Genomic DNA, 19,125 nt, shown 5'->3' with positions numbered 1-19,125 from the left:
AAATAATTCGAGTTGCTTAAAGGCGGCAAGGGAGTGAGTCCCCAGGAGCATAGATAACTATGTGACTGGGGTGAGCGACAAATCTGCCGGGAGCAGATTTGAACGTCGCGTGCGACGGCCCGTCAGGGCGAGGCCCATGGATGGGCCGGGTAATCTGTAGCCAACACATAAGCAACTTGAAGTATGAAGGGTATATAAAATAATAGGCAGATTGATAACACTAAAAACCATAAAATATGCATGGTTTTTAGTGTCATTTTTAACTTGAAATAACGTGTTGAGGATGTGCTATTAAAAACAGATTCGCATTGCGCCGCGAACAGCGTTAAAGATACAACCCGGTGCAGATAGCGCGGGTTTACTCTACCGCTTATTCACGTATCACAAACCGTTTTTGTTTTATCTGCTGTGCGGCGCTGATCAGCGCGGCAAAAAAGAGCGCCGCGGCGCCGCAAAGCGTGGCGTTGATAATTGCCGACGCGCCATTGCCTGACAGACTGGCGGCGAGCGGACCGAGAATTTGCCCAATACCATACGTTAGCGTCACCAGGCCTAACAAATTAATATTACCCGGCGCGCTGAGCTGTCGGGCAAGCGGCATCACCAGCGAGGTTGTGCCCATAAACGTGGCGCCAAAACCAATACTGCTCAGTATTAACAGCAACAGCGAGTCGCTGGCGAGAGACAGCAGTACGCAGGCGCTCTGGATCAACAGGTTCGCGGTCAGGCATGGCAGGACGCCCCAATGTTTTGCCGCCCACAGCCAGCCGAAGCAGCCGGGAATGATCGCCAGGCCGACCAACGACCAAAGATGCGCCGTGAGTAGCGGAGAGCCCGCGCTTTTCGCCATCAGCGGCAAATAGGTCGCGACAATGATGTAGCCAAATCCGGCGAAACCGTACAACAGCGCCAGTTGCCACCAGGGCATAGGCTGATTTTCGAGTCTTGCTAAAGGCGCAGGCGGCAGCGCATGAGCGCGGGGGGGAATCAACATTGCCACGATTAATAGCAATATACCGGCGAGCGCTCCGGCCCCCAGCCATAGCGAATGGGCCGAAAGCGCATAATGTAAACCGCCAATGACATATTCGTTGCCCAGTGCAATCCCGGCCCCGACGCCGGAAAAGAGCGCGGCGATCACAAACGGATGGCGGGTATGATGCAACACAATCATTGATCCAAAAATCATCATTCCCGCACTCGCGACGCCTGCCAGGAAGCGCACCAACATGACGACCGCGGGCTGAGTAAATATCGCCATAGACAGAATAAGAATACAGGTGGCGACCGCCGAAGCCAGCAGCATGGGGCGTAGACGAGAGGGGAGATGAAAAAGGCCAAAGGAAAACAGTAAGCTTCCCGCCAGGTACCCTGCATAATTGGCGCTGGCAATCCAGGAGAGTTGGTTAAACGTTAGCTGCTTTTCCGCCAGCATTACCGGCAGCATGGGGGTATACAGAAAGCGGCCAATTCCCATTCCCAGCGTTAATACCATCATACCGAAAAGCGCCGTAAAAATGGGATGGCGAGGTGAAGCGATCTGACCCTGAACCATGGTATTTCTCTCTGCTCAAGTAAGGCAGGAATGCCGGATTGTTGTTGTAAATGATAATAAAAAGTAAAATTAATGTTTCAAATTTGCAAGAAAAGAAAGTGAAGCGCAGGCGAATAACGGATTGAGAAGAGGGGCATCGGTGGGAAATGGCATTAAATTAATGCCTCCCACGTGTGGGGTTTGGCTGTTAATCTGAACGAGAATTGCGCCTTCCCCTTCTTAGATACTGAGCAGTGCCGGTATTTGCGACAGTAAATATAACACCAGACCGATAGCGCCGCCGACCAGCGTGCCGTTCACGCGGATAAACTGCAAATCTTTACCGATATTAAGCTCAATCTGCTGCGACATATCGCGCGCATCCCAGCCTTTTACGGTATCGCTGATGTGGCGCGTCAGGAAGGCGGCGAATTCCGGCGCGACCCGGTGCGCGGCCTGTTCCAGATGACCGTTAAGCGAGGCGCGTAATGCGTCGTCGGCGATCAGCGTCTCGCCAAACCATTGTCCGGCATGAGCGATGCGCTGCTTTACCTTCGAGTCTTCGGCGTTGATATCTGTTTTTAACCACTGGCGTAGATCCGCCCAGATCTCGCCGAGATAACGGTTAAACGCCTCATCTTCCTTCAGGTAACTTTTAATGTTTTCTGCCCGGGCAGCCATTTCCGGATCATGTTTAAGTTTATCGATCAGCTTATACGTCGCGCGATCGAAGGCATGACGAATCTGATGCGCGCGGTCGTGACTGATATCATCCAGCAGAGAATTTACCGCGTCGGAGACCAGTTCAGCGCTGTGTTCTCCCAGCCATTCGGTCGGCAGAATCTTCGCTTTTAACGGATGTTCGGTCTCCAGCCAGCGTATGATCTGTCTGGCGATAAATGTTCGGGAGCTGTCACGCTGTAACAGGGCGATAAGCTGGGCGATCAGCGTATCGAGTAACACCTGGTGACGATCGTTTTTGGTCATGCTTTCCAGCATCAGGGCGCTGGTGCCGGAAAGATCCACTTTATCAATCGCCTTATGTACCGCTCGCTTGAGCAGCCGCTGAATACGGGCGTCATCGGTCAGTTCCAGAAAGCCGCTCATAATTTGCAGCAGATGCTGCCCGACCCGGCTGGCGTTGTCCGGCTGGCTGAACCAGTTTCCGATAAGCAGCGCGGGTTCATGGCGGCGGATTAGTGCGATCAGCGACTGCGTATCAAGGAACTTCTCCTGCACAAATTGCCCAAGATTTTCGCCGATTCGGTCTTTGTTACGGGGAATAATCGCCGTATGTCGTGAAATAAACGGAATGGGGATGCGGCGAAACAGCGCCACCACGGCAAACCAGTCCGCCAGCGCGCCAACCATCGCCGCTTCGGCAATAGCTTTTACGCCCAGCACCCAGAAACTGGGCGGCAGGAAAAGCGTGGTTACAAACGTCGCGGCGGCTATCAGCAACAGTGAGAGCGCCAGGCGTTTGGCGCGTTTGAGTTCGGCGATTTTATTCATAGGGTTAAGGATAGAGCCAGACGGCAGGAACGTGCAAAAAACATCAGATTATCCTGTGCCGGATAAGCCTCTATCCGGCAGAGTAGTTACTTCTCAGCGGCCAGTTCTGCCGCCTCATGCTGGCGCACGCGCTGTAATAGTGTCGCCAGAGTGAAGACCACAATCACCCCGGCCACCGCTGCCAGCAGGTGAAACGGCAGTCTCCCGCCGTGAAACCACAGCCAGCGGCCAACTTCGACCGACACCGCCATCACCGTCAGAATCACCATGTTCAGCGAGGCTGAAACGGTCCCTTTTGGCAAGTTGTTGGAGAAAAGCGTGAAGCGAAACAGCGTCGGGAAAATCATTCCAATGCCGAACGCGTACAGGCTGGTGCCCAGCACAGACCAAAGCCAGACGTGCGGCAGAAGAAGATTACCGAGGAGCAATGTCGCCAGCCCGCTTAACTGAATTGGTACGGCGCGCCAGATAAAACGCGGTCGGGTCGGATCTTTCACCAGGCGCACAACGATCATATTGGCCACGATCACCGCGCCGAATACGGGCACCTGCGCCCAGGCGAATTGCGAAGTACTCATCCCGCCGGCATCGATCAGGATCACCGGCGACACCGCCACCCAGCTCATCATCGGGATGTAGCTCAACGACAGCGTCGCCGCCCCGGTGAGAAAAATCGGGTTGCGAAACACATTACGAAAATCGCGCAGTACGCTCACCGCGCTGAACGGCACCGCGCCGCGTTGCACCGTTTCTGGCATCGCCAGCAGCAGGCCGCACAACGCCAACAGTCCCATCACCGCAATAATACCGAACAGTACCTTCCAGTGAACGAAGTGCATCAGCGCCGCGCCGGAGAGCGGGCCGATAACCGGAGCGACCAGCACAATGGAGGTAATAATCGCCATCAGCTTAATGGCTTTGGTTTGACCGAAGGCCTCCTGTACCGTGACGTAGCCGACCGTTGCGATAAAGCAAATGCTGGTGCCCTGCACAAAACGGGCAACCAGAAACTGTGTCATTGAGGTCGTCAACAGCGTTGCCGCGCAGGCGAGAGTAAAAATTAATGCGCCTGCAATCAGCACTGGCCGGCGGCCAATCCTGTCGGATAGCGGCCCCAGAAGCCATTGCAACGCCATTCCGCCCGCCAGATAGAGACTGACCGAGGCCGGCGCAAGACTGACGTCAGCATTAAAATCGCGCACGACGTTAATGATGCCAGGCTGAATCAGATCCGTCGTCAGATAGGCGGCAAAATCGTACAAAATCAGCGCCATCGGGAAAAATAACGTTGTGGCGCGTTGGGAGAAAAACTGAATAATCCGTTGCATAAAAAATGCGCTCCATGTCGGAGAACCCTATGATGGGACAGCGAAACTCAATACCGTCGTCGTGACGTCAGGCAGGCGATGGAAACAGCGGCTGCGGATGTACTGAATTTCATGTAATCAAAAACGCTGCCGGTGAAAACACAGACAGGAAGAGACGCGTTCTGAATCTCGTCAGAACGTGTGGCGATTACAGATAACAATCAGCACATCACACCTCGGGAAATTTACGTTGCACGGAAAATATACACATTAAGTGTAATTAAATTTTGATGTTAATCAAAAGAGTTTGTCTGGTTAATAAAGATAAAGGCAGGGCGCGCAGGCTGGTATTTTGCGTGTTCAGTTCCGAAAATGCATGTGCATTACAGATAACAGGATTTATCTTTCGTCGCGCCTCGCAATGCTGAAAAGGTACGGATGAGAAAGGAATTTTCAGGAGGTAGAGTCGCAGCATCCTGGTTTGGGGTGACGGAGCGCCATGAAAAAATCGACGACCTCAACACCGCATGATGCGGTGTTTAAAACCTTTTTGCGCCACCCGGAAACCGCACGCGATTTTATGGAGATTCATCTGCCGGTGTCGTTACGCCAGCTTTGCGACCTGCGGACGCTAAAGCTGGAACCCGGCAGTTTTATTGAAAAAAATCTGCGAGCCTATTATTCCGATGTGCTTTGGTCGCTGAAAACGCGCGAGGGCGACGGTTATATCTATGTCGTGATTGAACATCAGAGTACGCCGGATGCGCATATGGCGTTTCGGCTGATGCGGTATGCGATGGCGGCAATGCAACAGCATCTGGATGCGGGGCATAAGCATCTTCCGCTGGTGGTGCCGATGCTGTTTTATCACGGTGTTGATAGCCCGTATCCTTTTTCGCTGTGCTGGCTGGATGAGTTTGCGAACCCGGAAGTGGCAAGAAGACTCTATGCCGCTGCCTTTCCGCTGGTCGATATTACGGTGGTATCGGATGATGACATTATGCAGCACCGCCGCATTGCGCTGCTGGAGCTCATCCAAAAACATATCCGCCAGCGGGACCTGCTGGGACTGGTTGAACGGATTGCTTCGCTGTTAGTTACTGGTTGCGCTAATGACAGGCAGCTTAAAGCGCTGTTTAATTATCTTATGATTCAGCACGGACATACGCCTCGTTTCACCACGTTTATTCGTGATGTGGTAGGGCATGTCCCGCACACTAAGGAGAGACTGATGACGCTGATAGAGAGGATCCGCGCAGCGGATCGCAGAAAAGGGGAACGGCAAGGAAGACAGGTCGGTCTGGAGGAAGGATTAGAAAAAGGGCTGGAAAAAGGTCAGCACGTTGCCGCATTGCGTATCGCCAGACAGATGCTGGCGGACGGACTTGACCGCGAGACTGTCCAGCGGTTCACCGGCCTTACGGCTGAAGAGCTTCAGGATGTTAGCCACTAACGCGGTTCCAGTCTGAATGTTGCAGGCCCGGTGCCCGCCGGGCAACGCTCTCTATAATTATCGCTGATAACCGCACGAATATACCGAACTTTACCGATAGCACCAGCCATCTCTACTACCCTTATTGTTCTGAGCGGCATTTACGGCTGCCTTAATGACGATAACAAGGAGACATGTGATATGGCTTACCAGACAGTGAATCCTGCCAATAATCAGCTCATTAAAGAGTACCCCCCGCACACGGACGCGGATATTGAAGCCGCGCTGCAAAAAGCTGACGCGCTCTATCACTCCGACTGGTCCAAAGGAGAGATTGACCAACGTCTGCCGGTACTGCATAAGCTGGCTGACTTGATCGACAACTGTGTTGAAGAACTGGCAAAAATCGCCAGCCAGGAGATGGGCAAGCTCATCGAGCAGAGCCGTGGCGAAGTCAAACTGTGCGCGCAGATCGCTCGCTATTATGCGGATAACGCGAAGCAGTTTCTTGCCCCGGTGCCTTATAAAACCGAGTTTGGCGACGCGTGGGTAGAACATCATCCGATTGGCGTCATCATGGCTGTTGAGCCGTGGAACTTCCCGTACTATCAGTTGATGCGTGTGCTGGCGCCGAACCTGGCCGCTGGTAACCCGGTGCTGGCGAAACATGCCAGCATCGTACCGCACTGCGCCGAGGCGTTTGCCCATCTGGTGCGCGAAGCCGGCGCGCCGGAAGGCGCATGGACCAACCTGTTTATTTCCTCCGATCAGGTGGCGAACATCATCGCCGACCCGCGCGTGCAGGGCGCGGCGCTGACCGGATCTGAAAAAGCGGGGAGCGCCGTGGCGGCACAGGCGGCGAAGCACATTAAAAAATCGACGCTGGAACTGGGCGGGAACGATGTGTTCGTCGTGCTGGATGATGCCGATCTTGAGAAAGCGGTGAAAATTGGCGTACAGGCACGGCTCACTAATGCGGGGCAGGTATGTACGGCGGCGAAGCGCTTTATCCTGCATGAGAAAATCGCCGATCAATTCCTCAGCCAGTTCACCGAGGCGTTCAGGAAGGTGAAGGTGGGGGATCAGATGGACGCTTCTACCGAACTGGGGCCGCTGTCGTCGAAAGATGCGCTGGAAACATTGACCAGACAGGTCGAGGAAGCGGTGAAAAATGGCGCGACGCTGCACGTTGGCGGCAAGCCGCTGGAGAGCAAAGGCAACTTCTTTGAGCCGACCATTCTGACCCACATTACGCGTGACAATCCGGCGTACTTTGAAGAGTTCTTCGGCCCGGTGGCGCAGATGTATGTGGTGAAAGGCGATGACGAGGCGGTAAAACTCGCCAACGATTCCCACTACGGCCTGGGCGGCGCGGTGTTTAGTCAGGATATCGAGCGCGCTAAACGCATGGCCTCCCGGATTGAAACCGGGATGGTTTATATCAACTGGCTGACCGACACCGCAGCGGAGCTGCCGTTCGGCGGCGTTAAGCGTTCGGGCTTCGGACGCGAGCTATCGGATCTGGGGATTAAGGAGTTTGTAAACCAGAAGCTGGTAGTGGTGCGCAGCTAATCCCTGTTGCCCCTCTGAAAACGGGAGGGGCCTGGCTTTTTTGCAGCGAAGGACGCGGATCTTAAATCAGAACGAAATAAGCGAACAAAACACCTTCAGTCGCCCTCCTTATTTATCCACGTTGCACTAACCGTGCTTTTTATCCCGATATTGTTTGTACAGACATTCATGATGCCCGCATTTTCTGTTCTATGCGGAGGCTGGTATGGAATTTTACGAGAACCGCCCCAGACAACCATTCATTGGCTTTGTGCAGCTCAGACGGGCGCTAAAAAGGTGGTGGCTGCGTAAGCGGGCCTGTCAGGCGCTGCGACGAATGAGTGACGAGCAGTTAAGGGATATTGGGTTGGAAAGGAAGGATGTGGAATAACAGATAAGAGCCAGTAAAACTGGAAAGGCTGGATAATCTTATCTTAACCTCTCCAGTAGGCGGATATCCTGGAACGCTAATTTTCCTGCCAGGCTTTCTCGATCAGCAGTTTGGCTTTATCCAGATCGTGTTCGTTACGCACAATCAATTCGACGTCGCCGGTTCCCCAGTGGCCAATGTTTGTGACGTCCCGGCTAAATCCTTCTTCAAGCTGGATATGCTGTGGATTAATTTTCAGCCACAGGCGTAGGTGTGGGTCGGTCACGGGATAAACGGCCACGCACAGAAAGTTACGAATGAGGTGGAAGGCGTCATAGAGCTTAAGCTCTTTAAACTGAACCTCATCACTGAGTGACAGCACATAACTTTTTAGCTGTTCATATAATGAAAGCAGCGCGGGAGAGGCCGAAGAGAGCTGTTCGCGCTGCGTGCGGGTATGGCGTTTACCGCTGCTGGCGGAACCGTTCGCGATGATGTACTGAGGGCTATTTTCGACCACGGCGTTAACCAGTTCCAGCATTAACAGGTCGTCGGCAAAAAGCTTGTAGCGAATCAGGTTGATATTGCGGTTGATTTGCTGAACGGCATGTTCGTCGTATTTATTAAAATCGGCGGCAATACAGATTAACCGTGTGCCGGACCAGTCAATGGCTTTGACCGCGGTTTTACTTATTTTTTCCATCACCAGCAACTGAAATTCCGCTTTATGATCGAGCAGCCAGTCGAGATAAAACAGCCCCTGGTTAATGACGTTTTCATTGCTGTGGCGCTTATATTCAATAATCACCGGGCAGTTATTTTCATCGAGGCCGAGGGAATCAATTCGCCCACGATGGGTTTTACCCGTGCGGTATTCGGTCTCGAGAAAGCGGACGCCAAGGAATTTTTCCATATGGGATTCGATCAGCATTTGCAGATCTTTTTCAATGGCCGCGGCTTTGCCCGGCAGTTCTTGTACTTTCCCGCCACCGAGGCGGAAAAGCTGGATATCGCTCATGGATCCCTCCTGAATTTCATATTACCGGGTATGATATTGCACAGAGTAGAATCAGAAAGCATAAAATTGAGTCTGAGGATATGTTATTTGTGGTAATTTATTAATTTGAAAAGAGAAAATGGCAGGAGCGCCAGAATGAGTACGTTTGACACGACGAAAATTGCTTTAAAAGATATCCTGGGGCAGATTACTGATGGACGGGTACAGTTGCCTGATTTCCAGCGTGGTTGGGTTTGGGATGATGAGCATGTGCGGTCTTTGCTGGTCAGTATTGCCCGTTCTTTTCCCGTTGGTGCGGTTATGCTGCTGGAGACTGGGGGAGAAGTTCGCTTCCAGGTGCGTCCCGTTGAAAATGTAGAATTGCAGAAAACCGAGCCTGAGATGTTGATTCTGGATGGCCAGCAACGTTTAACATCCTTGACTCAAGTCCTGATGCTGGATACGCCCGTTAAGACTTTTAACGAGAAAGGAAAGCAGATAGACCGTTTTTATTATATTGATATTGAGGCCGCTCTGGACAATAGGCTTGATGAAGCTTTTATTTCTGTTGAAAAGTCTAAAAAAGTAACGATGAATTTTGGTCGTGATATAAAAACTTTTGTTAACTCATTTGGGGAAACGGTTGAAATGGATTTTTCTACCGTGCAAAAAGAGTGCGAAGCATTATTTTTCCCTTGTAACCAAATTATCAACTCTGATGCATGGGAAAGTCATTTATATAAGTGTTCACAAGAAAAATTTTTCACTTATATGCAGTTCCGTGAAAAAATTCTGAATGCCTTTAGGAACTATTTGCTGCCTGTTATTAAATTGGGTAAATCAACTAGCAAAGAGGCCGTTTGCCTGGTGTTTGAAAAGGTTAATACCGGTGGTGTTCCACTATCCGTATTTGAACTGGTGACCGCCAGTTTTGCGGCTGATGGGTTTAATCTTCGGGATGACTGGTTTGGCAGTAATTTGCGTCAAAAATTTGGCCGCCGAAATGTACTGAATAAAGAAGCTATCCTACAGGGCGTAGAGCCGACTGACTTTTTACAGGCTATCAGCATATTGAATACGCTAAAAAAACGGCGTGCCGATCTGGCCGAAGGGAAGACAGGGAAATCAGTTACTGCAGTAAGTGCTAAACGTGTTTCAGTATTAGCGCTTTCTCTTGAAGATTATCATTGCTGGGCCGACGATGTGGAAAAAGGCTTCTTACTTGCCGCTAAATTTCTCCATCATGAATGTTTTATGCACTCATGGGATCTGCCTTACCGTACGCAGCTTGTGCCGCTGGCAGCAGTGTTATCGCAATTACAAGGCAATTGGCTGGAACCCAAAATTTATGACAAACTGGCGCGCTGGTTCTGGTGCGGTGTTCTGGGGGAACTGTACGGCGGCGCGGTAGAAACACGTATTGCGAATGATGTGGAAGAGTTATTAAACTGGATTGAGGGGGAAGGTGAAGAGCCCCGTACGATTTATGAAGCCTCATTCCAGCCTGGGCGTTTATTGACGTTACGCTCCCGATTGAGCGCCGCGTATAAAGCGCTAAGCGTGTTGATCCTACGCAATGGTGCTCAAGACTTTTTCTGGAAGTCGACGATCCAAAAGTTAGATTATGGTGAGATTGCACTTGATATTCACCATATTTTCCCCAAGATATGGTGCGAGACTAATAATATTAGTCCAGCAGTGTATAACTCTATCATTAATAAAACATCAATCTCCTATAAGGCCAATCGAATGATTGGTGGGAGATCTCCGGCTGAGTATCTGTCGCAGATCCAGACGCATCCGCAGGTAGGTCTGGAGAATGCCGAGATGGATGCGATCCTACGCAGCCACTTTATTGAGCCTTCGTTGTTACGGCAGGATAGTTTCGAGGCATTTTTTGCCGATCGAAAAAAACAATTGCTGAAATTGATCGAAGCGGCAATGGGAAAAAATATTAGTCAGGATGATGTTGCTGAATTAGAGACAGCAACAGACGAGATTGATGTCTGATACTGCAACCCAGGTACGAATTAAATCGCACCTGGGTTTCCTGCCTATTTAGAAGAAATCACGCGGATAAACGTTTGAACTTGCTTTTGTTTACATACTGACAGCTTGCTTACTTGCCGTAAAGACTCAACCAGCTCAGGCTCTGGTGGTTTCACGGTCAGTACGATACAGCCTTCCATCACTTTGATATCGATTTTGGTGCCGGTGGCAAAACCGGCGGCTTCCAGCCACTGGCCTTTCATGATAATCGCCGGAATATGCTGGTGATCTTCAAAGCGGCTCGCATAACTGACGGTGCCTTTACGGTTATTTGCCGGGGAGACTTCTGGATTGGTGAATTCTGCAATAGAATGGACGGTAGTCATAATGGCTATTCTCCTGGAATAGTGATTGTGATGAGTGATATGGCCGTGTTCCCGCACGGCCATATCGCGCTAAATACCTGTACATAACATCAGTAAATAAAAGAAAAGTCCAGCTGAAAATAGACTGTAATGGGAATGTTCAGGAAGGGGTTGGATATATTTTTGATAGTTATGATTGCGGGGAAATAATAAAAAGCGCACCGGTCAGGCGCGCTTGAAAATAAGCGTCAGGCTTTTTTACGCGAGGTTTTTTTACCGCCGCTGGCGGCGCGTTCGGCCTTAATTTTTTCCAGCAGGGCGGCAGCGCTGTTTTCACCGCTGATAAGACTTGGGTTTTCCGCACGCCACTGGGCGGTCAACTCGCCGCGGAAGGCTTTCGCCAGGATCGACTGGGTGAGGCTGTTGACGTGGGTCAGGGCGCTGTTGACCTGCTTTTCAATGGTGTCGGCCCAGGCGAAGAGTTGTTCGACACGGCGGACGATTTCGTGTTGTTCTTGGAGTGGTGGTAGTATCAATGGGAGTGATTTTATCCTTGCCAAAGCCAACTTCCCTTGAGCTCCTGATTTTATTTCTGAATTGATAATATCCTGAAGATAACTACTTCTCAGCCATAAAGAAAGAAATCTATTGAAAATATTTTCGTTTAAATTACATATCTTGGCAGCATTTTCAGTTAAATTTGCATTATTATAAACATCTGGAATTATACCAGCATCACCAATACATGCACCAACAATAGTTATATAAAGATCTCCAGATGAGACTGTATATCTAGAAATACTTTTTTGTATATATTCTTCTAAGTATAGTTGTCCTTCAGGAAGAACAGTTCCATTTTTTAGCTGCCCTGCTCTAATATATGGAAACCCTGTATTCTCAGCTATTAATGATTCACCTTTAGGTAATCTCTTGCCACCTTTGACATCAGCAAATTGACCAATCTCACTGATTTTCCATAAAGATGGAATAGAAATATTCAATTCTGTTAACTTGAATTTATTTTTTTTATGAAGTTCTTTTGTCAGTTGCCCGTTTACTGCTGCAACTATCACTGATTGGCGAAAACGTTTCAGGATTTGTGGGATTTGCTCAAGACGTGCTTTGGTGCTGTCTACCTGCGCCAGCAGCGTATCGAGTTTTTCGGCGATGACTTTTTGTTCGGCAAGAGGTGGGACAGGAACACCATAGTTCTCAAGAAATTCTTTAGTAACACGTTTATGTCCGACTGAACCGGACATATTAAGTGCTCCATTAGTTAAAAAATCTTTAGTTTTAACTAAAGCAAACAACCAATGGGGATTAATTAACCCATTAATAGACCGAAGAACATAATATTCAGTGCTACCGGCACCATAGCCGTTAGGGAATTCTTTGATTACAACAGCTTTTCCATTTTCGAAGCATGGCGTGATTTTGGCAAAAATAACATCATCGTTCTGAAATTGAGTAAATCCTTTTTTTACTTCACTCCACTTTTTGGTTTCAAAGTTACATTTACCTAAATAGGTTGTTGGAACACCGGCCATCGGCATAAATCCAACATCTAAATCATCATCAAGTTTAAGTTTGGGATTGAGGTTGCACATTTCATTGATTGTGCTTGTAGCCCACCCCTCCGGCAATTTCCCCCCACTCATGCCTTCACCTCGCCAAACGCTTCATTCAGCAACTGACGCTGAGCATCCGCTTCATCGCCCGCGCCCAGCTCGCGCATCAGCGCATCCAGTTCGCCCAGCGCCTGTACCAGTTCGCCCATCGCCTCTGCCGCCAGCACATCTGGCTCCGGCAGGCTGTCGGCGTCAATGCTGTCCTTATCCTTTAGCCAGGAGATATCCAGCGAATCGGATTTGGCGGTGCGGATCCACTCGCGGCTGAACTTGCGCCAGCGGCTGGTGGCCTGGTGCTGGTCGGTGTTCTTGTTCTCTTCGCTGTCGGCGACTTCGCTCTCTTCGGCGTTAAAGCTCCACTCACCCTCGGCGCGCGGGCTTAAGCCGTGCGGATCTTCACCGTAGACGGTTTCAAACGGCTGCAGGTGCTGCTCGGTAAACGGCGTGCGCTTGCCGAAGCTCGGCATATTGGTACGCAGGTCATACACCCACACGTCGTCGGTGCAGTTTTTATCCTGGTTCGGATTGGCGACCGTACCTTTGGTAAAGAACAGCACGTTGGTTTTGACGCCCTGGGCGTAAAAGATGCCGGTCGGCAGACGCAGGATGGTGTGCAGATGGCACTTGTCCATCAGGTCGCGACGAATATCGGTGCCCTTGCCGCCTTCAAACAGCACGTTATCCGGCACCACCACCGCCGCACGACCGCCGGGGTGCAGGGTTTCAATAATGTGCTGCATAAAGCACAGCTGTTTGTTGCTGGTCGGGTGCACGAAGGTACGGGTAATGTTGGTGCCCGCGGCGCTGCCAAACGGTGGGTTGGTGGCGACAATATGCGCCTTCGGCAGGTTTTCACCGTCGCTGCCTAGCGTGTTGCCCAGACGGATGGCGCCGCCGTGGTCGAGGTTGCCTTCAATATCGTGCAGCAGACAGTTCATCAGTGCCAGACGGCGGGTGCCGGGCACCAGTTCAAGGCCGATAAACGCGCGGTGGATCTGGAAATCCTGGGTGTCACCATCAAGGTCATCCAGATCGTTAGTTTGTGATTTAACGTAACGGTCGGCTTCAATCAAAAAGCCTGCCGTACCTGCCGCCGGATCCTGCACCACTTCACGCGGCTGCGGCTTCAGCAGATGGATAATGGTTTTGATCAGCGGACGCGGGGTGAAATACTGACCCGCGCCGGATTTGGTTTCGTTGGCGTTCTTTTGCAGCAGGCCTTCGTACATATCGCCGAAATCGTCGCGAGACTTACCGTGATTGCCGTTGTACCAGTCCAGCGCGTCCATATAGCTGACCAGCTCGGTCAACTGTTTAGGTTGCTCAATGGTGGTGCTGACATTATGGAATACCGCCTGCACCAGTTTTTTCTCATCTGAGCCTAACTGAACCAGCAGGTTGCGGTAGAACTGCATCTGATCCTGACCAATGCGCGATTTCAGGTCATCCCAGCGGTAGCCTTCCGGCAGGTAGTCCGCTTCCTGGCCGGTCTCTTTGCACATTTTCAAAAACAGCAGCGAGGCGAGTTCATTGACGTAGTTTTGATAGGAGACGCCGCCGTCACGCAGGTTGTCGCACAGTTTCCACAGCTTGGCGACCAGATCGTTATTGTTCATTGAAGATCCTATTTGACATGGCGACCACCATTGTGGGTCGCAAAAGTGATTGAGCGTTTCAGATGCCTGATGGCGCTTCGCTTATCAGGCCTACAGGGTTAGGTGTAGGCCGGATAAGGCATCGCCGCCATCCGGCGAAAACGGGGATGATACCCTCTTAAGCCAGTTCGTCCCAGATGTAATCGCTGAACTTATCCAGCACGCTGTCGAGGTTGTCATCAAAGGTGCGCTGTAACATTGGCTTACCGCCTCGACGGTGGAAATTGCCGGTTTTGAAGACGTCGTCGTCGAGCACCACTTTCTCTTTCAGCGCCTGCGCTAAACGGTCGAGCCAGTTTATCTGCTCGTCGCTCCAGTCGTTCTCGGCCTTGATACGCGCCAGCGCGTGATCGACACGCTCGTCAAACGGTTTGAGCGCATCGCCCACCGCCGCGCGGCGGATATGGCCGATCAGGCGGGCGGCGATATCCTGATTGCGCGTCGCTTTCCACGCGCTGCGCAGGGAAGACTCTTCAAAATGCTGGCGGTCAAACCACTCCTGCAATTCCACCAGCCCTTTACGGGTGAGGTCGCGCGGGCGATTGATCACCGCCTGCAGCGCGGGCTGGGCGTTCGGAGCGTGCTGCACCAGCGCATCGAAGGCTTCGAGGAAATCCTGCGGCGTGTCGTAATCGCCGTACAGCGATTTGACGCTCACCACCTCATCGTCAATATCGAGGAAGATCGGTGCATCGCGCAGGGCGTTGATGTCGGTTTTCAGCCTTTCGAGGCGGGCGATAAAGCCGGGGAGCTTATTGAAAATCTCGGCGCTCCAGTGCGGCCCTTTTTCCCGCAGGCGCGAAGCCAGGCCGCCGAAGTTGACGCCTGCGGCATCCAGGCACAGCTCGTCCAGACGACGTACTTGCTTATCCACCGTTTCGCTGCGATCGCGGTTATAGGTGGCGAGGCCGATGATTCGCTGCAGCTTAGCGACCAGCTGTTCATGGCTGTGTTCGGCAAAACTGCGGCCATCCGCTTCGATGGTTTTGTTGGTTTCTGAGTCGGTAATTTCATTGACCAGCGTTTGCAGTTCCACCTGCGGACGCACAACCACCGGACGCATGGTGTCGACGCTTTCCAGCGAGCTGTAGATATCGACGCAGTCGAAAATCTTAAAGCTGGTTTTCCCTACTGACGGGTACAGACGCGTGGCGCGCCCTTTCATCTGCTCGTAGAGAATGCGGCTTTTGACTTTGCGCAGGAACACAATATTACAGATAGACGGAATATCCACGCCGGTGGTCAGCAGGTCGACGGTGACCACGATATTGGGTAGCCGCTCTTTGTTGAAGCGGACGATCATGCTTTGCACTTTCTTCGCGTCTTTATCGGCATCACCGGTGATCTTGATGATCGCGTCGTGCTCAAGCTGCGGGTACTTTTTCTTAAATGCGGTACGCAGCTCGTCAACCACCATATCGGCATGGGCATTGGTGACGCAGAACACCAGCGTTTTTTGCTGCCCGGTAGGATCCAGGTAGTTGGTGAGCTCGCCGCATACCGCGCGGTTAAAGGCCGGGATCACCAGGCCACGGTTAAAATCGGCGACCTCAAAATCCTGATCGTCGGCCAGCGTGTCGTTGATCAGCTCGCCCTGTGGGTTCAGGCGTTCCACCTGTTCTCCCTCGGAAAGATAGACCCCATCCTGCGCGTTGCGGGTGACGATCTGAATCGGCGGATCCTGGTCGATCAGGAATCCGTCGATCACCGCCGTACGGTAGGTATAGCGGTAAACCGGCTCGCCGAAAATATCCACCGTGTGCAGTGCTGGCGTGGCGGTCAGGGCGATTTTTACCGCATCGAAATGATCGAGAATGCGACGGTAGGCGGAAACGTAATCCAGCTGGCTGCGGAACTGCAGCTCGCCTTCGGTCTGCTCTTTATCGAGAATGTAGCCGCGATGTGCTTCATCAACGACGATACAGTCGTAGCGGCCAACCGGCATCGGCTCATCGGATTGCAGCGTGCGCTTGACCAGCGACTGAACCGTGGCAACGTGAATTTTGGTGCTGTCTTCCGGGAATTTGTCGGTTAAGCCTTTGATATCAAAAATGCTGTTAAAGGTGTCGCCGTTAATGCGCGTATCTTCGAACGATCCCAGCGCCTGTTCGCCGAGCGAGCGACGGTCGACCAGGAACAGCACGCGCTTGAAACGCTGCGACTGGATCAGGCGGAACATCAGGGCGATGGCGGTACGGGTTTTACCGGTACCGGTCGCCATCGCCAGCAGGATCTCTTGCTGACCGTCAACGATAGCCTTCTCCACCGCGCGGACGGCATCTTCCTGGTAATAGCGCAGGCCCAGTTCGCTCATTCCGGGGTTTTCAGCAAACCACTGGTTTTGTTTCTGCGGGTCGCTGCCCAGCATTGCCAGCAGTTCTTCCGGGCGATGCCATTCCGGCAACGCTTTCGACATGTTGGTGGTGTGGCGGACGTCGCGATACCAGATACCGCTTTTGGTCTTCATCGCCGCGCGGTATTCGCGCCCGTTGGTGGAGTAGCAGAAGGGGATTTTAAAGCGCTGTTTGCCGCTGGTGTCCTGCCAGCTGATTTCATACTCCGGCACGGCTTCGTGTACGTCGTCGGGAGCGTAGTGCTCCAGCAGCGTATCGCGTAAAAACCCGTTATCGAAGTATTTGCTGTAGCGATAAGACTCGTTGAGCTTGCTGAAGACATCGGTATTTTTGCGTTTTGCTTCAACGACGGCGATGGGCTTCAGGCCAACGAACAGCACGTAATCGGCAAAGCCTGTTTTACCCGTTTCATCTGTGCCCGTCGGCCACTCGGCAATCGCTTTATTGACGCCCGGTTCCGGGCGAGCGCCTTTGGCAAAGCGCAGCGTTTTACTGTCGGCCTGCCAGCCCGCTTTACGAAGCTGGGCGTCAATCAGGAAGCGGCTCTCTTCTTCGCTGAGATTCAGCGTGCGTTTGATCGCCTGATCGGTGATCTCTTTGTGATAGGCCTTACGTTCCTGTTCGGTTTGCTTCGCCAGTTCGGCATCTTTTGCCGCAAGCTGTGCCTCCAGCGCAGCCAGACGCGCTTTGGTCTGAGCTTCGGTTTCCTGCTGTTTGCCCTCAAGGATGGCAATGTAGCCGTTGAGCGCAACCAGCCTTTGCTGCTGAGCTTCCAGCTCGGCCTGGCTTTGCACTTTCTCCTGCGCCTGACGTTCCAGCTGCTGTTTGAGAGTGAGGACTTCGGCGTGGTAGCGATCCTCGCCGTGCTCAGGCATCACAAAAACCGGCACCGGGAAATCGTAATCTTTGGTCACCAGCCGGTAGTACCAGACGCTGAGACGGAACCCGAGCCGCAGGCACATTTGGGCATCGTCCAGATCGTTATGATATTCGTGGACGGCGAGGTTACCGATACGGCGCAGTTTATGGAAAACGGCAAGAATGCTGTCATCAATAAACGCAATCTTGCCCAGTTCGCGCAGCAGGTCATGTTGGTTTTCGCAGGCGGGTATATCCAGCAACTGGCCGAGATGTTTCGCGGTGGCTTCGCCAAACATGCGCATTTTTATCAGAGTGGTATTAGGATCGTCCGGATAGTTGTTTTCCGCCGCGCAGGCGATGGCGTAAATGAAGTCGTTGACGCCTTTGAGAAAGTCGAAGTTAGATTTGTTCATTTTTATCTATCCGGTTCCTGAGCGGGAAGACGTTATTACCCTGTGCTGTAAAGGGAAAATAACAGACCCATGGTAGACTTCATATTGTGTGTGATCAACGAACAATCAGAGAGTAACTGCTTCTTTCCTAATGTTTTCCTGAAGAGTATCGTTCTCCGGCGGGGTATCTAATCTATATCAATAGCAGGGATGGATTTATGGCTGTTCCAACATATGACAAATTTATTGAACCAGTGTTGCGTTTTCTGGCCACTCGACCCGAGGGCGCTTTGGTCAGAGAAGTGCGTGAAGCTGCAGCCGAAATGCTTGGGTTAGATGAGCAGCAGCGTGCAGAGGTGATTACCAGTGGACAACTGACGTACCAGAACCGCACCGGCTGGGCGCACGATCGCCTTAAACGTGCCGGGTTATCGCAGAGCCTATCCCGGGGGAAATGGTGTTTAACACCCGCGGGAATAAGCTGGGTTGCCTCGCATCCGCAGTCGATGACCGAGCAGGAAGTGAGTCATTTTGCTTGTGATTTCAACGGCGTAAAGCTCAGTAAGTCGGCGGATGCGGTGGCGTTAGATCCACAGCCAGAATCGATTGAGGAAGGTGAACTTGCCCGCAGCAGCCCGGACGATCGCCTGGAGCAAGCGCTCAATGAGATTCGTGAATCTGTTGCCGAAGAATTGCTGGAGAACCTGCTTCAGGTTTCGCCGGCGCGTTTTGAAGTGATTGTGTTAGATGTGTTGCACCGCCTGGGATATGGCGGTCATCGCGGTGATTTGCAGCGCGTAGGGGGAACCGGCGATGGCGGCATTGACGGTATTATCTCTCTCGATAAGCTCGGGCTGGAAAAAGTCTACGTTCAGGCCAAGCGCTGGAAAGGCACCGTTGGGAGCGCTGAAGTCAGAGGCTTTTATGGTGCATTGCCTGAGCAAAAAGTGAAACGTGGCGTCTTTATTACCACCTCAGGCTTTACGGCACATGCCAGAGACTATGCTAACAAAGTCGAAGGTCTGGTGCTGGTAGATGGCGACAGGCTGGTACACCTGATGATTGATAATGATATTGGCGTATCCTCACGTTTACTCAAGTTGCCAAAGCTCGATATGGATTACTTTGAGTAGTGGTAACGCTGGAACCTGATTGCGGGTAATGGTGATGGAGCATGT

General features: G+C 51.9%; 14 protein-coding genes. 5 read left to right on the top strand and 9 right to left on the bottom strand.

The window, feature by feature from the left end; all coding sequences use genetic code 11:
• Positions 1–370: 370 nt before the first annotated feature.
• The 3 genes from ACLD11_RS05910 to mdtM form a co-directional block, all read right to left on the bottom strand.
• The gene (locus ACLD11_RS05910; protein WP_411014666.1) at positions 371–1,555 is read right to left on the bottom strand and encodes an MFS transporter; all 1,185 of its coding nucleotides are present in this window, start codon (positions 1,553–1,555) and stop codon (positions 371–373) included.
• A 219-nt stretch (positions 1,556–1,774) separates the two neighbouring features.
• Positions 1,775–3,046, bottom strand: coding sequence for a DUF445 domain-containing protein (locus ACLD11_RS05905; RefSeq protein WP_001033033.1), 1,272 nt, complete (start codon positions 3,044–3,046; stop codon positions 1,775–1,777).
• An 86-nt stretch (positions 3,047–3,132) separates the two neighbouring features.
• The gene (gene mdtM / locus ACLD11_RS05900) at positions 3,133–4,374 is read right to left on the bottom strand and encodes a multidrug efflux MFS transporter MdtM (protein WP_001188918.1); all 1,242 of its coding nucleotides are present in this window, start codon (positions 4,372–4,374) and stop codon (positions 3,133–3,135) included.
• Between the two features lie 478 nt (positions 4,375–4,852).
• On the opposite strand from mdtM, the gene ACLD11_RS05895 reads away from it, so the two are divergent.
• Entirely contained in the window at positions 4,853–5,806 is a 954-nt protein-coding gene (locus tag ACLD11_RS05895) for an Rpn family recombination-promoting nuclease/putative transposase (protein ID WP_000749994.1), read from the top strand.
• 180 nt (positions 5,807–5,986) lie between these two features.
• Positions 5,987–7,357, top strand: coding sequence for an NAD-dependent succinate-semialdehyde dehydrogenase (locus ACLD11_RS05890; protein WP_411014665.1), 1,371 nt, complete (start codon positions 5,987–5,989; stop codon positions 7,355–7,357).
• A gap of 95 nt (positions 7,358–7,452) precedes the next feature.
• On the opposite strand, the gene ACLD11_RS05885 is transcribed toward ACLD11_RS05890, so the two are convergent.
• The gene (locus ACLD11_RS05885; protein WP_001581776.1) at positions 7,453–7,596 is read right to left on the bottom strand and encodes a hypothetical protein; all 144 of its coding nucleotides are present in this window, start codon (positions 7,594–7,596) and stop codon (positions 7,453–7,455) included.
• Between ACLD11_RS05885 and yjiS the strand changes: the two genes are divergently transcribed.
• Positions 7,563–7,727 carry a DUF1127 domain-containing protein YjiS gene (gene yjiS / locus ACLD11_RS05880; RefSeq protein WP_000397917.1) on the top strand — a complete coding sequence of 55 codons (165 nt, stop codon included), beginning with the start codon at positions 7,563–7,565 and terminating at the stop codon, positions 7,725–7,727. The genes ACLD11_RS05885 and yjiS overlap by 34 nt on opposite strands.
• A gap of 76 nt (positions 7,728–7,803) precedes the next feature.
• On the opposite strand, the gene ACLD11_RS05875 is transcribed toward yjiS, so the two are convergent.
• Positions 7,804–8,724, bottom strand: a complete 921-nt coding sequence (locus ACLD11_RS05875; RefSeq protein ID WP_411014664.1) for a DUF5655 domain-containing protein — start codon at positions 8,722–8,724, stop codon at positions 7,804–7,806.
• A gap of 135 nt (positions 8,725–8,859) precedes the next feature.
• On the opposite strand from ACLD11_RS05875, the gene ACLD11_RS05870 reads away from it, so the two are divergent.
• Positions 8,860–10,713, top strand: a complete 1,854-nt coding sequence (locus ACLD11_RS05870; RefSeq protein WP_023221000.1) for a DUF262 domain-containing protein — start codon at positions 8,860–8,862, stop codon at positions 10,711–10,713.
• Between the two features lie 44 nt (positions 10,714–10,757).
• On the opposite strand, the gene symE is transcribed toward ACLD11_RS05870, so the two are convergent.
• The 4 genes from symE to hsdR form a co-directional block, all read right to left on the bottom strand.
• Positions 10,758–11,078, bottom strand: a complete 321-nt coding sequence (symE, locus tag ACLD11_RS05865) for an endoribonuclease SymE (RefSeq protein ID WP_411014663.1) — start codon at positions 11,076–11,078, stop codon at positions 10,758–10,760.
• Positions 11,079–11,305: 227 nt separating this feature from the next.
• On the bottom strand, positions 11,306–12,715 hold the full coding sequence (locus ACLD11_RS05860) for a restriction endonuclease subunit S (RefSeq protein WP_411014662.1): 1,410 nt from the start codon (positions 12,713–12,715) through the stop codon (positions 11,306–11,308).
• Positions 12,712–14,301 (bottom strand): type I restriction-modification system methyltransferase, encoded by a 1,590-nt coding sequence (gene hsdM, locus ACLD11_RS05855; protein ID WP_411014661.1) that lies wholly within the window; start codon positions 14,299–14,301, stop codon positions 12,712–12,714. The genes ACLD11_RS05860 and hsdM overlap by 4 nt, the downstream gene beginning before the upstream one ends.
• A gap of 157 nt (positions 14,302–14,458) precedes the next feature.
• The gene (hsdR, locus tag ACLD11_RS05850; RefSeq protein WP_411014660.1) at positions 14,459–17,968 is read right to left on the bottom strand and encodes a type I restriction-modification system endonuclease; all 3,510 of its coding nucleotides are present in this window, start codon (positions 17,966–17,968) and stop codon (positions 14,459–14,461) included.
• A gap of 197 nt (positions 17,969–18,165) precedes the next feature.
• Here hsdR and ACLD11_RS05845 point away from each other — a divergent pair, with 197 nt between their 5' ends.
• On the top strand, positions 18,166–19,080 hold the full coding sequence (locus tag ACLD11_RS05845; protein WP_183059841.1) for a restriction endonuclease: 915 nt from the start codon (positions 18,166–18,168) through the stop codon (positions 19,078–19,080).
• Positions 19,081–19,125 lie beyond the last annotated feature (45 nt).

Source organism: Salmonella sp. 741265116_PST (genome assembly GCF_046567715.1).
Lineage (GTDB): Bacteria > Pseudomonadota > Gammaproteobacteria > Enterobacterales > Enterobacteriaceae > Salmonella > Salmonella enterica.
Note: the sequence above shows the minus strand (reverse complement) of the source record. Positions and strands in the feature narration are given on the sequence as shown.

Bases quoted from the DNA above. Each gene is read 5' to 3' on its own strand.
- ACLD11_RS05910 (WP_411014666.1), bottom strand. From the start codon at position 1,555: ATGGTTCAGGGTCAGATCGCTTCACCTCGCCATCCCATTTTTACGGCG.
- ACLD11_RS05905 (WP_001033033.1), bottom strand. From the start codon at position 3,046: ATGAATAAAATCGCCGAACTCAAACGCGCCAAACGCCTGGCGCTCTCA.
- mdtM (WP_001188918.1), bottom strand. From the start codon at position 4,374: ATGCAACGGATTATTCAGTTTTTCTCCCAACGCGCCACAACGTTATTT.
- ACLD11_RS05895 (WP_000749994.1), top strand. From the start codon at position 4,853: ATGAAAAAATCGACGACCTCAACACCGCATGATGCGGTGTTTAAAACC.
- ACLD11_RS05890 (WP_411014665.1), top strand. From the start codon at position 5,987: ATGGCTTACCAGACAGTGAATCCTGCCAATAATCAGCTCATTAAAGAG.
- yjiS (WP_000397917.1), top strand. From the start codon at position 7,563: ATGGAATTTTACGAGAACCGCCCCAGACAACCATTCATTGGCTTTGTG.
- ACLD11_RS05885 (WP_001581776.1), bottom strand. From the start codon at position 7,596: ATGGTTGTCTGGGGCGGTTCTCGTAAAATTCCATACCAGCCTCCGCAT.
- ACLD11_RS05875 (WP_411014664.1), bottom strand. From the start codon at position 8,724: ATGAGCGATATCCAGCTTTTCCGCCTCGGTGGCGGGAAAGTACAAGAA.
- ACLD11_RS05870 (WP_023221000.1), top strand. From the start codon at position 8,860: ATGAGTACGTTTGACACGACGAAAATTGCTTTAAAAGATATCCTGGGG.
- symE (WP_411014663.1), bottom strand. From the start codon at position 11,078: ATGACTACCGTCCATTCTATTGCAGAATTCACCAATCCAGAAGTCTCC.
- ACLD11_RS05860 (WP_411014662.1), bottom strand. From the start codon at position 12,715: ATGAGTGGGGGGAAATTGCCGGAGGGGTGGGCTACAAGCACAATCAAT.
- hsdM (WP_411014661.1), bottom strand. From the start codon at position 14,301: ATGAACAATAACGATCTGGTCGCCAAGCTGTGGAAACTGTGCGACAAC.
- hsdR (WP_411014660.1), bottom strand. From the start codon at position 17,968: ATGAACAAATCTAACTTCGACTTTCTCAAAGGCGTCAACGACTTCATT.
- ACLD11_RS05845 (WP_183059841.1), top strand. From the start codon at position 18,166: ATGGCTGTTCCAACATATGACAAATTTATTGAACCAGTGTTGCGTTTT.